The 12273-nt window shown below is 57.8% G+C and carries 15 protein-coding genes and 1 pseudogene; 7 read left to right on the top strand and 9 right to left on the bottom strand.

Annotated features, from left to right (window positions below; translation table 11 throughout):
- Positions 1 to 106 precede the first annotated feature (106 nt).
- Positions 107 to 274, bottom strand: a pseudogene (locus Q0L62_RS14095) (TetR/AcrR family transcriptional regulator); the annotation flags it as partial.
- A gap of 271 nt (positions 275 to 545) precedes the next feature.
- Here Q0L62_RS14095 and Q0L62_RS14090 point away from each other — a divergent pair.
- A complete protein-coding gene (locus Q0L62_RS14090) occupies positions 546 to 1136 on the top strand; it encodes a porin family protein (protein WP_296681182.1) in 591 nt (196 codons plus the stop codon).
- A 459-nt stretch (positions 1137 to 1595) separates the two neighbouring features.
- Here the strand turns inward: Q0L62_RS14090 and Q0L62_RS14085 are convergent, their stop codons facing one another.
- A complete protein-coding gene (locus tag Q0L62_RS14085) occupies positions 1596 to 2243 on the bottom strand; it encodes a glutathione S-transferase family protein (protein WP_296681179.1) in 648 nt (215 codons plus the stop codon).
- 94 nt (positions 2244 to 2337) lie between these two features.
- Between Q0L62_RS14085 and cobS the strand changes: the two genes are divergently transcribed.
- Positions 2338 to 3330 (top strand): cobaltochelatase subunit CobS, encoded by a 993-nt coding sequence (gene cobS, locus Q0L62_RS14080; RefSeq protein WP_296681176.1) that lies wholly within the window; start codon positions 2338 to 2340, stop codon positions 3328 to 3330.
- 406 nt (positions 3331 to 3736) lie between these two features.
- Here the strand turns inward: cobS and Q0L62_RS14075 are convergent, their stop codons facing one another.
- The 4 genes from Q0L62_RS14075 to fmt all read right to left on the bottom strand — a co-directional run bounded on the left by Q0L62_RS14075 (position 3737) and on the right by fmt (position 7188).
- Complete coding sequence (locus Q0L62_RS14075) at positions 3737 to 4297, bottom strand: ferritin-like domain-containing protein (RefSeq protein ID WP_296681172.1); 561 nt, start codon at positions 4295 to 4297, stop codon at positions 3737 to 3739.
- A 94-nt stretch (positions 4298 to 4391) separates the two neighbouring features.
- Complete coding sequence (locus Q0L62_RS14070; RefSeq protein WP_296681170.1) at positions 4392 to 5498, bottom strand: zinc-binding dehydrogenase; 1107 nt, start codon at positions 5496 to 5498, stop codon at positions 4392 to 4394.
- 41 nt (positions 5499 to 5539) lie between these two features.
- Positions 5540 to 6286: a tRNA pseudouridine(38-40) synthase TruA gene (gene truA / locus Q0L62_RS14065; protein ID WP_296681167.1), complete on the bottom strand. Its 747-nt coding sequence runs from the start codon at positions 6284 to 6286 to the stop codon at positions 5540 to 5542.
- The gene (fmt, locus tag Q0L62_RS14060) at positions 6283 to 7188 is read right to left on the bottom strand and encodes a methionyl-tRNA formyltransferase (RefSeq protein WP_296681164.1); all 906 of its coding nucleotides are present in this window, start codon (positions 7186 to 7188) and stop codon (positions 6283 to 6285) included. The genes truA and fmt overlap by 4 nt, the downstream gene beginning before the upstream one ends.
- A 43-nt stretch (positions 7189 to 7231) precedes the next feature.
- Here fmt and recR point away from each other — a divergent pair, with 43 nt between their 5' ends.
- The 5 genes from recR (at position 7232) to Q0L62_RS14035 (ending at position 10685) form a co-directional block, all read left to right on the top strand.
- Entirely contained in the window at positions 7232 to 7828 is a 597-nt protein-coding gene (gene recR, locus Q0L62_RS14055; protein WP_296681161.1) for a recombination mediator RecR, read from the top strand.
- A gap of 32 nt (positions 7829 to 7860) precedes the next feature.
- The gene (gene def / locus Q0L62_RS14050) at positions 7861 to 8427 is read left to right on the top strand and encodes a peptide deformylase (protein WP_296681158.1); all 567 of its coding nucleotides are present in this window, start codon (positions 7861 to 7863) and stop codon (positions 8425 to 8427) included.
- Between the two features lie 86 nt (positions 8428 to 8513).
- Positions 8514 to 9917 carry a DNA recombination protein RmuC gene (locus Q0L62_RS14045; protein WP_296681361.1) on the top strand — a complete coding sequence of 468 codons (1404 nt, stop codon included), beginning with the start codon at positions 8514 to 8516 and terminating at the stop codon, positions 9915 to 9917.
- A gap of 25 nt (positions 9918 to 9942) precedes the next feature.
- The gene (locus Q0L62_RS14040; protein WP_296681155.1) at positions 9943 to 10230 is read left to right on the top strand and encodes a hypothetical protein; all 288 of its coding nucleotides are present in this window, start codon (positions 9943 to 9945) and stop codon (positions 10228 to 10230) included.
- Positions 10231 to 10241: 11 nt separating this feature from the next.
- The gene (locus Q0L62_RS14035; RefSeq protein ID WP_296681152.1) at positions 10242 to 10685 is read left to right on the top strand and encodes a hypothetical protein; all 444 of its coding nucleotides are present in this window, start codon (positions 10242 to 10244) and stop codon (positions 10683 to 10685) included.
- On the opposite strand, the gene Q0L62_RS14030 is transcribed toward Q0L62_RS14035, so the two are convergent.
- From Q0L62_RS14030 to Q0L62_RS14020, 3 genes are read right to left on the bottom strand one after another with little or no spacing between them, the layout of a single operon-like run.
- A complete protein-coding gene (locus Q0L62_RS14030) occupies positions 10686 to 11492 on the bottom strand; it encodes an RNA methyltransferase (RefSeq protein WP_296681149.1) in 807 nt (268 codons plus the stop codon).
- Between the two features lie 4 nt (positions 11493 to 11496).
- Positions 11497 to 11775, bottom strand: coding sequence for an HPr family phosphocarrier protein (locus tag Q0L62_RS14025; RefSeq protein WP_296681147.1), 279 nt, complete (start codon positions 11773 to 11775; stop codon positions 11497 to 11499).
- Positions 11776 to 11805: 30 nt separating this feature from the next.
- The gene (locus Q0L62_RS14020) at positions 11806 to 12210 is read right to left on the bottom strand and encodes a PTS sugar transporter subunit IIA (protein ID WP_296681144.1); all 405 of its coding nucleotides are present in this window, start codon (positions 12208 to 12210) and stop codon (positions 11806 to 11808) included.
- Between the last annotated feature and the right edge of the window lie 63 nt (positions 12211 to 12273).

Raw genomic sequence — 12273 nt, 5'->3', positions numbered from 1 at the left:
GCACACGGTCAATCGCCTTGTCATAATGATGGTATGGAGCCTCAGCGAAAAAGCTTCCGGTACTGGCCGACCAATACTCGGCAAGAGCAACGCCAAGCGCCTCCTTCGAAGCGAAGTGATGAAAAAATGCGCCCTTTGTCACTTGCGATGCTTTGCAAAGCTGATCGACGGACGTTGCGGCGAAGCCCTGTTCACGCACCAATCTGAGTGCCGACTCAAGTAGCCGCTCGCGTGCATTGGTCGGAGCCGGTCGAAAGGGACGGTTCGGAATCACGCACAAAACATACCAACCGGTCGGTATAGGTCAAGAGCGGTTCATCGGTCGATTCAATCGTCTCAGCGGATTCAATCGGTAACATTGTTGCGAGAGTGCAACACTTCAAAACCAAGAATTGTATCAGTTGGGAACTGACAGCGGCAGTTCATGTTCTTGAGCCCACCTGCTGCCAACGGCCGATCTGCCGACATAAGAAACGAATGTCGCGTCATAGTGAAGGCATATCGGGCGTTGACGGTATCAAGTCCGTCTAATTGGAGATAAGAATATGAAAAAGTTTCTCATGATCGGTGCGGCATTTGCCGCCTTTGCCCCCGCCGCCGCGATGGCTCAGGATGCGGGCAGCTGGACCGGTGCCCACGTCGACGCGATCGCTGGTTGGGACCAGGTCAAGATCAAGGACGGTATCGCCCCTGGCACCGACTATAGCAAGGATGGGGTCGTCTATGGTGGGGGCCTTGGTTTCGATTATGACACTGGAAGTGTCGTACTTGGCTTGGACAGCGAACTGACCGGTTCTACGGCCAAGGATTGCCAGACTATCACTACCACGACCTATTGCCTCAAAACCGGTCGTGACATTTATGCCGGAGCGCGTGTTGGCGTAGCTGTAGGCGATGCCCGGGACACTCTGCTGTACTTCAAGGGCGGCTATACCAATGCTCAATTCAAGGCTGATGCCACCACCGGCACCACTGTCGTTTCCAGTTCTACTGACGAAGACGGCTATCGCGTCGGCGCCGGGGTCGAACACAAGTTCTCGGATACGATGTCGGCGAAGGTAGAATACCGTTATTCGGACTATGGTAACGGCGTGAACCGCAACCAGGTCGTTGCGGGCGTCGGCTTCCGCTTCTAATTGCACCATTTGCAATGACATATTCGCCGCTCCGCGGTTATACTGCGGGGCGGCGTTTCTGAGCTTCAGATACTAAAATATCGCGCTAGTTGGCGCACCGTGTTCATGCATAACGAGGTATGGTCCTCGCTCGCCGGATACGCGTCTTCGAAATAGGTCAAGAAGTGGCTGCAGTGCGCATCCGGAGCCGGGTATAGGCGCGACTATGGCACCGGGTCGATCGACGCCCCGAACGAACGCGTCGACCCGCTTTCCGGAGAAGTCCAAAGCCGCGCCTTCCATGCGCCGCTTGATCTCTGTTCCATCCAATCGGATGGTAAGCAGATAAAGCTTCGCTGGCGATATAGTTCCAAGTTCCGCAGATCCGCACGCGCGCCCTATCCGCTGCAAAGCGAACGTCGTCAGCGCATCAGTGCTGCCAACGTAGACGGTCCGCCACAGAGCTACCCGCCCAATGATTCAGCGAGCCAACGCGCGTTCCATTACCGCCGCCTCTCGCTGGGCGACCACGCCCCACGAAGGACGCGCTCGTACTCTGTCATACCACGCAGTGGTTCGGGGATGCGCCGCTGCGTCAGGCTCAAGACCGATGTATCCGAGCGAGCGTAGCGTAGCTGCAACAGCCATGTCGCCGATGCTGAAATCGCCGCCGGTCAGCCAGCCGTCACTGCATTGCGCTTCAAGATAAGCGAGGATCGGCTCAAGTTCCTTTAGGCCTTGTTCCGCCATGGCTTCGTCTCCAGGCAGACCCAGCAGCTTGGGCCCTACAAAGCGGTTGAACAAAACCTTCCCTCCCGATGCGATAAGTATCGTATCGGCAAACTCTTCAAACCAGATGGCGCGGGCGCGTAACTGTGCGTCGCCCGGGGTAATTGATGGGGCCGGATGCAGGGCATCTAGATAGGTGACGATCGCGGTAGAATCAGACAGGGCAAAATCTCTGTCTTGCATGGCCGGGATCTTGCCGAATGGGCTAGCTGCAAGAAACTCGGCTGAGGGCTTGCCGGGCTGGCCAAGTACCATTTCGATCGGAATGCCCTTTTCAGCCGCAACCAGGTGAACCTTTCGAACGAAAGGCGAGAGCGGAAATCCGAAAATCTTGATCATCGTGTCCTCTCCGGTGAGGTGCGTGCATTGAGTCGCGATCTGCAACCGAAACCTTATTGCAGCAGCGGCGCGGCCCGTATAGGCGGATTGCGCGATGACCCAGACCCAAGACCCCTCGTTCGATCCCCGCAACACCACAGCGCTCGCTGCTCCCGACCGAGAGGTTGATGTGCGCGAGACCTTCGGTATCGATATCGACATGAAGGTTCCGGCCTTCAGCGTAGCCGATGAGCGCGTGCCCGATCTGGACGAGAGTTACGTCTTCGATCCTGATACGACCCTGGCGATCCTGGCCGGTTTTGCCTTCAACCGCCGCGTCATGGTGCAGGGCTATCATGGTACAGGCAAATCGACCCATATCGAACAGGTTGCAGCGCGGCTCAAATGGCCCTGCATCCGCATTAATCTAGACGCTCACATCAGTCGAATAGACCTGATTGGTCGCGACGCGATCGTGCTGCGCGACGGGTTGCAAGTAACTGAGTTTCGTGAGGGGCTGCTGCCTTGGGCGCTGCAGCATCCGGTTGCGTTGGTTTTTGACGAGTATGATGCAGGCCGCCCTGATGTGATGTTTGTGATTCAGCGGGTGCTGGAAACCGAGGGCAAGCTTACCTTGCTAGATCAAAATCGGGTGATCCGTCCCAACCCATGGTTCCGCTTGTTCGCCACCGCAAACACGGTGGGCCTGGGTGATACCAGCGGGCTTTATCATGGTACCCAGGCGATCAACCAGGGGCAGATGGACCGTTGGAACATTGTAGTCGGCCTTAACTATTTGCCCGCCGCAGTCGAAAGCGAAATTGTCCTAAATAAGGTCCAAGGATCGCCTGCTGAGCTCGTCAGCAATATGGTCAAGGTCGCCGACTTGACCCGCCAAGGGTTTATCAACGGTGATATTTCCACTGTCATGAGCCCGCGCACCGTCATCACTTGGGCGCAGAATACGGCAATCTTCAAAGATCCCGGGTTCGCGTTTCGCCTCTCGTTCCTGAACAAGTGCGACGAGACTGAACGCATGCTGGTTGCGGAATATTATCAGCGAGTATTCGGAACTGAATTACCTGAAAGCGTCGTTGGCAAGAACTAGATGGCGGCGCGCTGACGCATCTGCGGCAAGCCGGCTGGCGCGATAGCAAACAGCAGCCGCGCTAAACGCGCAAGTGCGGCAATCTGATCAGTAGAGCCCGATAATCCTCAGTCAGTTCAGCCAGATCGCGGTCGTCACCTTCTTCCGCTTCATTTAATTGCGCATGGCTCAATCGTGAGGCATCGGCCCGGATTTCGCCAATACCGCTGGCCGGCGACGTATTTCAAGCATTCCAGCAAAACGCGACGGGTGGTATACGGTCCAGGCGTGTGTTTAATTCACCTTGCTAAGCTGTCTCGAAGGTATCCGATCGCTTCATAACACTGTTGACGCTTTGAACCTTACGTTCGAAAAAACGGGGCGGACGCTCCAATTAGGAAGCCCGCCCCATTTGGGGATAAAGAAATTATTCTCCCTCCCAACCTTCAAGAAGGTCGGAAAACTCGTCCGCATGCTCTTCTTCCTGTTCGAGGATGTGCTCGACCAGCTTGCGCGTTGTAGGATCGCGGTCTCCAAGGTATTGGACTAGCTCGCGGTATGCTTCGACCGCGATGCGTTCGGCCACAAGATCTTCCGTGACCATTTCTTTGAGCGTCTTGCCTTCTTTGTATTCGGCGTGGCTCTTCTTGGTCAGGTTGTCGGGATTGAGGTCAGGTTCACCGCCCAGCTGCACAATGCGTTCGGCCAAAGCAGTAGCGTGAGCCTGTTCAGCCTTAGCATGTTCAAGGAAGTGTTCCTTGATCGGTTCTGAAACCAGACCCGAAGCGGTGTGATAGTGACGCATGTAGCGCAGCACGCACACCCATTCGGTCGCCAAAGATTCGTTCAGCTTACCGATGATCGTTTCACGATCCTCAGGAAAGTTGGCGGTGACTGCGCCATCTTCCACGTTCTTGCGGGCCTGCGCTCGCAATGTCTTTGTGTCAGTGAAGTGGTCGGTGAGCTTTGATTTCGCTGCGCTAGCCATGTGACGGGTCCTCGATGCATTGATGCGCGGATGCGGCGCTTGACAATGCAAACGTGCATCATTGCACAGAGGTTCCCTGCTATTTCGAAAAAAGTCAGCCGTTAGGCTCGACCAGATATTTCTCCCCGGTTCGGCGGGCATTGTATTCGCTGACGGCCGATTGAGACAGCATGTCTTCGAGGCTGACGCGTGCTTTATAATGGCTTGCAAAGGTTGTGGTCAGTTCACTTGCGACCCGGTTGCGCATGCGCCCGACTACTTCCATCCCGGCCTTCGCCATGAACGGCGTAAGCAGCCAACCTGCCAAATCCCAGGTGAGGCCAAAAGCCCGATTGAGGATTGTCGGCCCAAGGTCGAGCGCGCCGTAGATATAAACCTTCTTGGCCTCGCTTGAGCCATAGCGGCTGAAGGCGGCGCCGCGGCTGGCAGCGGCTTCCATCGCGGTCAGGATCTGGCCAGCCAGCGTGCCGCCGCCGATCGGGTCGAACCCGATCATTGCCTTGGTTTCTCCGATCGCGTCGATCAGCTGCGCCATGAAATCGGCGTCGGTCATATCAAGTACGTAGGTGGCACCCAGGTCCTTGAGCAATTTGACCTGCTCTGCGCTGCGCACGATATTGACGAGGGGGACTCCATCTGCCTTGCAGATCTTTACCAGCATTTGCCCCAGATTAGACGCGGCGGCAGCATGGACGATGCCGGTGAAGCCTTCCAGCTTCATCGTTTCGACAAAACCGAGCGCGGTCATCGGATTGACGAAGGAACTGGCGGCCTGCTCGGCGCTGACATCATCGCCCACTGGCATGCACATGGCTGCTTCGGCAAAGGCATAGCTGCCATAGGCGGTCCCGGGCACGCAGGCGACGCGCTTGCCCATCAGGTCTTCGGCGCCTTCGCCAGCAGCGACGACGATACCCGCCGCTTCGTTGCCCGCCGGCATAGCCATGCCGTGGCGCGCCTTCATTGCGCGGGTGGCATTGTCGGGCATCTGTGCCACGACCTTTCCCGGCGCATATTCTGCATTGTCGGTATCGGCGCTAGCGAACAGCAGCCCTAGATCCGATGGGTTGATCGGTGTTGCCTCAACCTTGATCAGGACTTGGCCGGGCTTGGGCGCATCCCAGGTCTTGTCGTTGAGCTGGACGGTCAGCGTGCCGTCCGCGTCGAGCTGGGTGGTGAGCTGCTTGCCGCTGAATGTCATAGGTTGTCTCCCGAATCTGTTTCGAAATGCAACCTAGGCAGTCATTCGTCAGGGTAAAGCGCCCTGACGAAATAAAGTCCCTTGCTAGGCGCATTGAGACCTAACACTTGCCGGCTCTTCGCGGCCAGTGCTTCACCGACCTGATCCTCGCTCCATCGGCCCATGCCCACCAAAGCCAGGCAGCCGACCATCGAACGGACTTGGTGGTGCAGAAAACTGCGCGCCGCTGCCTCGATTAACACAATATCACCGTCGCGGCGGACCGCCAGACTGTCGAGCGTTTTGACCGGATCCCTTGCTTGGCAATGGACTGAGCGGAATGTAGTGAAATCGTGCCGCCCGACCAATGATTGTGCAGCCCGATTCATTGCCCTGGCGTCGATCGGTTGTGTTACCTGCCAGGCACGGTTTCGGTCCAAGGTCAGCGGGGCGCGGCGGTTTGCGATGCGGTATTCGTAGGCCCGTCCCGTGCATGAAAAGCGTGCGTGCCAATGATCCGGCTTTGCCTCACAAGTCAGCACAGCAATCGGGGCAGGGCGAAGGTGATAGTTGACCGCCTCCATCAAACGAAATGGTTCTATCTCCTTCGCCACGTCGACATGGGCGCACATGGCAAGCGCGTGGACGCCAGCGTCCGTGCGTCCGGCGGCGTGTAGCGTGACCAGTTCGCCGGTGACGCGCTTTACTGCTTCTTCCACTGTCTGTTGCACGCTAGGTCCGTGCGCCTGGCGTTGCAGGCCAAAAAAGGGCGTGCCATCAAACTCCAGCGTCAAAGCAAACCGTTTCATGCGAGTTTTGTACCGGATGGGAAAGTCCGTCCACGCAACAGTTCGTCGATGCCCATGACTGGACGCCCGGCCCGCTGGATTAGTACCGGGCGCACTGCGCCGTGGCCGCAGGCGATGGTCAGCCGGTCATCCAGCGTCAAGCCGGCCTTACCGTCACGGTTCGCCAGTTCGACTTTCAAGACCCGGTACCGTTCACCATCCAGTTCGAAAAATGCACCGGGCACGGGTGCAAAAGCGCGAACCTGCCGGGCAACGTGTTCAGCGGCGCGACTGAAATCGAGACGGCTTTCGGCTTTATCGATTTTTCTGGCGTAGTTAACACCAAGTTCTGGTTGCGGTTCAGCGCGCCGAGTTTCTAGGTCGGCCAGAACCTCGACCATTAAAGTGGCGCCAATCCCGGACAGCTCTTCGGCTAATTCGCCCGCGGTCTTGTCGTCAATCAGCGTGCGGGCAATGGCCAGCATCGGCCCAGTATCGAGCCCTGCCTCCATCTTCATTATCGTCACTCCGGTCACAGGGTCGCCAGCCAGGATCGCGCGGTGGATCGGGGCAGCTCCCCGCCAGCGGGGTAACAGGCTCGCGTGGACGTTCAAACAGCCATACCGAGGGGCGTCAAGCACCGGTTGAGGCAGGATCAAGCCGTAGGCGGCTACCACGGCAACGTCGGCTTCCAGTGCGGCAAACTCGGCCTGCCGGTCAAGATCGCGAAAGGTGTGAGGAGTGCGCACAGGAATACCGCGGAGCTCAGCCGCGCGGTGCACCGGCGAAGCGAGCAGTTGTTTGCCCCGTCCCGCCGGCCGTGGCGGCTGGCTGTACACGCAGACTACATCGTGGCCAGCTATGACCAGCGCGTTGAGCGTCGGAACCGCAAATTCTGGAGTACCCATGAAAATGACGCGCATCGTTGCTTTGCCTTTCTTGATGCGCGGCCCTATCTGGGGCGCAATGGCATCGCAAGAGATCGAAACACTGACCTCAGTAATGTCCCGTTTGCCGGGGTTGGGGCCACGATCAGCGCGGCGCGCGGTGCTGTGGCTTATAAAGCGTCGGGAAACTTCGCTTGTCCAACTGCTCGAAGCACTGATTGCGGTACGCGACGGCCTCGTTGAATGTACAACCTGCGGCAATGTCGATACGACCAACCCTTGCAGCATTTGCAATGACCCGCGCCGCGACCAGCGGGCGCTGTGCGTGGTGGAAGATGTGTCCGACCTGTGGGCGCTTGACCGGGCGCGTTTGTTCACCGGTCGCTATCACGTGCTGGGCGGCAGACTTTCGGCACTTGAAGGCGTCCGCCCCGACGATCTCGCGATTGGCCCGTTGATCAAGCGCGTCGCGCAGGGCGGAATCGACGAAGTGGTGCTGGCGATGAACGCTACGCTGGAAGGCCAGACGACCGCACATTACATCGCTGAACGGGTCGAAGGCTATCCCGTCCGCGTTACGCAACTTGCCCACGGGCTGCCAGTTGGCGGGGAACTAGATTACCTTGATGAAGGCACATTGGCGCAGGCGCTCAGGGCTCGGCGCCCCATGGGTTGAGATTCGCGCCAAGGCGCACTATCTGGCCAGCCATGGCTATTCGCGAAATAATCGAAATCCCCGATCCCCGCCTCAAGGTGGTATCCGATGTCGTGACCGTGTTTGACGACTCGCTAAAGACGCTGGTCGCCGACATGTTCGAGACGATGTACGATGCCCCTGGCATCGGCTTGGCCGCAATCCAGGTTGGAGTTCCCCTGCGGGTGTTGGTCATTGACCTGCAGCCGGATGACGAAGGCGCTGAACCGGTCGCCTGTGATCACGATGGGCACCACCACCACCACCAGCCAACTAAAAGAGAGCCTCGGGTTTTCATCAACCCTGAGCTTATCGACCCTTCGGAAGAGCATGCAGTCTACAACGAGGGCTGCCTGTCGGTTCCGGAAATCTATGCAGAAGTTGAACGGCCCGCGCGCATTCGCGCTCGCTGGCAGGATATCGAAGGCAAGCAGCACGAAGAAACCATCGACGGGCTGCTGGCGACATGCTTACAGCACGAAATGGATCACCTTGAGGGGGTTCTTTTCATTGATCATCTTTCGCGTCTAAAACGGCAGATGGCACTCAAGAAGCTACAGAAGCTGCGTCAGGCTGCCTGATTCCGGCGCGCGCAATTCCGGCGTTCAAAAAAGTCATTAAGTTTCTGGCGTTCCCTCTCCGTTCCGTTTAGCAGGACAGGATGGGACTGACTCTTGCGTTAATTTTGATTGCAGCCAACTTGATCGGCGGCGTTATGCTCGGCTGGTTCATAGGATCGCGCCCCGCTGTCGATCTACGGGTGCGTTTATCGGCGAGCGAAGCTGAAGCGCGGGATCTCGACGATAGGTTTAAGGCTTCGATTCGTGATCTCGCGGCAGCGAGCGAACGGGCTGAGCGGGCAGACTTACTGACCGCCGAGTTATCCATCGTGCGCGAACGCGGCGACGCGTTGGGTGCGGAGCTCGCAACGCTCAAGGCGAATGCCGCACACTTTGATGAGCAGAAGCGTTTGCTGCTAGAAGCGCAGGACAGTCTCAAGAAGGAGTTTGAGAACGCCGGCGCGAGAGTTTTAGAGCGGGCGCAAGAGGTTTTTCTGAACCGCGCGCAGGAGCGCCTCGCCGTTTCTGAAGCCAAAAACACCGAGCAGATTAAGGCGTTGCTTGCCCCGGTCGATCAACGGCTGAAAAGTTATGAGGAACAGGTTCAGGGTCTGGAAAAGCAGCGCGTCGATGCGTTCGGCCAGTTGACCGGGCTGATCCATTCTATGCGCGACGGACAAGAGGCAGTGCGCGCCGAAGCAGCAAGACTGGGCAATTCATTGACCAACGCGCCCAAGGCGCGGGGCCGCTGGGGCGAACGGGCGCTCCAGAACGTGCTCGAACAATGCGGGCTGAGCGAACACACCGATTTCGATCTCGAGCATTCGCTGGATACCGAAGACGGACGTTTGCGGCCCGACGCGGTGGTTCACGTGCCAGGCCAGAAGAAGCTGGTGATCGACGCAAAGGTTTCGCTCAACGCGTATCAGGCTGCCTTCGAAAGTACTGACGATGCCGAGCGTAAGCGTCATCTTGATCTCCATGCCAAGTCGATGCGCAACCATGTGCAGACGCTCGGCGCCAAAAGCTATCAGAGCCAGTTCGACGATGCGCCAGACTATGTTGTGATGTTCGTGCCGGGCGAACACTTCGTCGCCGCGGCGCTTGAGCACGATCCGGAGTTATGGGATTTTGCGTTCCATAACAAAGTGTTGTTGGCGACACCGACGAACCTGGTTGCAATCGCTCGGACCGTTGCGATGGTATGGCGCCAGGATGCGCTTGCCGCCGAAGCGCGCGAGATCGGGCGGCTTGGTGCCGAAATATATGATCGCATGGCAACGGCCGGGGAACATCTAAAAGGAGTGGGCGCCGGGCTTGAGCGTGCGGTGCGAAAGTACAACGATTTCGTCGGTAGTTACGAACGGAATGTCCTGACTTCTGGGCGTAAACTTCGCGATAAGGGAATTGCAATCGGCAAACGTGAGATTGAGGATCTGGCTGCGATTGAAGCGTCGCCGCGATATGGCGAAGCGCCTGATCCACGGGCAACACAGGAAGATGCGGATTGAACCCTGCTGATCAAGTCCAGCGGACTTGGGGCAGGGCGTCAGCATCAATATGCAGACCATGGTGAGAGCATTTTTCTCATCCCATTTTGCGTTGGGATTGTTTGCCTGTAATCAAACCGGCACTAGTCAGATAAATGGCGACCAGATAGCAGAGATTGATCCTGCGATGTCCGCAGCGCCTGCCGTACCTGCGCAACCCAAGGGCCGATTCGCGCCACGTAAAGAGTGTGGCGTCGCTGCCAGCTCGGCAACGTTCCGCTTCTGTCTGGCCAAGGCCGTGAAGGCGCGCATCGCGGATGCTTTGCTGAATTGACCGCTGACGAAGTGGATTTCGATTTTAGCGGCGGATTCGGGAAGGCGGAACTACGCAAGCGCTTGGCCGATCAGTCGCTTAATCTTTGGTATGAGCCAGATCGACTGGTCGGCCTCGGCTGTGCGACAATCGGTACGGATGCCTTTCCCTTGCCGTGGTATTTCAGCCAGGACTTCGGTGACCTTGACGTGCTGAATGCCTTCATTGTTTCAGCGAATGACGAGCCGCTTCTTGAACAAGCCCACGTGAATGGGAAACAGATTGCGCTGATTTCCCGGGATAGCGTCACTGCGCTTGGCAATCCCGATTCAACGGCGAAATGGGTCGAAGTAAGGGATCATGCCGGCCACACGGGATGCATGCTAACCGACCGTTTGCGTTCGATCGCGAGTTACCGAATGACAGCTTCCGCAATCCAGGCAAAGTGGCGCGTTACCCATTTTAATGGCTGGTAATCAATTTTCGAAGCGGCTCAGAACCGCATAGGCGAGCACCGCGCTAGCTACTGCGGCATTGAGGCTGTCTGCGCGTCCTTTCATGGGCATGGTTACTCGCAAATCGCACTCCATTTCATACTGTTCGGGCAGACCCCTGCTTTCATTGCCGACGAGCAGGAAGCTGGGAGCCGCATACGGTGCGGTCCGGTAATCGGCGGCGTCGCGCAGGCTTGCCGCGACAAGTTGACCCTTACCTGCGCGCAACCACGGCAGAAACTCTTCCCAGCGCGCCTGAGCAATGCGCTGGGTGAATACTGCGCCCATACTGGCCCGAACCGCTTCGACCGAAAAGGGATCGGCGCAATCGTCGATGAGAACCAGGCCGCCTGCTCCCACCGCATCACCCGTGCGCAGCAAAGTACCCAAATTACCAGGATCGCGCAGTGCCTGGGCGACCAACCAGATTTTTGAGATCGAGCGATCAATGGCGGCAAGGGACGTGTCGAATTCAGAAAATAACCCGGCCACGGTCTGCGGGTTATCCTTGCCAGTGATCTTGGCCAGGATTTCCGAACTGCATTCAATCACATTGCCATCAGCCGCCAACACTTCGACCTCAAGCGCATCGAGCAATGGGTGCCGTTCTCGCCCTGTTGCCATCACAAGCGTTTCTGGCAGATGGCCCATTTCGCGCGCGTCAGTCAGCAGGCGAAGTCCTTCGACGAGGAACTTGCCTGCCGCTTTGCGGTGTTTCTTTTCACGCAAGGAGCGCAAAAACTTGACTGTCGGGTTGGAAAAACCAGTTATCAGGCTACGGGCGGCCACAGCTTCAATCCTCGCCGAACCCGTCTTTGACGAGACCGAGTAGCTTCAGCAGCGCTGCCTCGGCGCCGTCGCCCGCAGTGATAATTTCGATCGAATCGCCTTTTGCTGCCCCCAGCATCATGAGACCCAAGATCGAGGCTCCCGCAGCATCGTTACCGTCCTTAGCTACGCGGACGGTTACTGCATCACCCAGCTTTGCAACAGCATTGACGAACTTCGCGCTGGCCCGCGCGTGCAAACCGCGGTTGTTGACGATCTCGACGCACTCGCGAAACTCGCTCATTCCCCGCATTCTCCCCCAAACTCGGTATTTTCAGGCGTCCTGTCCAAGGAACTCCGACGCGACTGTGATGTAGGTCCGGCCCGCATCGCGCGCTGCAGTGACTGCATTTTCAATCGGCATGCAACTGCGTGCTTTGGCAAGGCGGATCAGCATGGGCAAGTTTATCCCGGCGATAACTTCGACTGCTCCCGCTTCCATCAGCGAAATTGCCAGGTTTGACGGCGTTCCGCCGAACAGGTCGGTCAGCACTATGACGCCTTGGCCGGCGTTAACACATTTGATTTTGGCGGCAATTTCGCGGCGGCGCGCTTCCATGTCGTCGTTGGGGCCGATGCATACGGTTTCAACCGCTTCCTGGCGGCCGACCACGTGTTCCATGGCGTGGACGAATTCTTCGGCAAGCTTGCCATGTGTGACCAGAATAAGACCGATCATGCCGGATTTATGCTCCGCTTGTGCGACCCGGCGCGCTGGATTGACCCGGCATCCGGCAGAGGG

This window comes from Novosphingobium sp., from assembly GCF_024642085.1.
Classification (GTDB): Bacteria; Pseudomonadota; Alphaproteobacteria; order Sphingomonadales; family Sphingomonadaceae; genus Novosphingobium.
The sequence above is the reverse complement of the archived record's forward strand: the minus strand, read 5'-3'. Positions and strand labels throughout refer to the sequence as shown.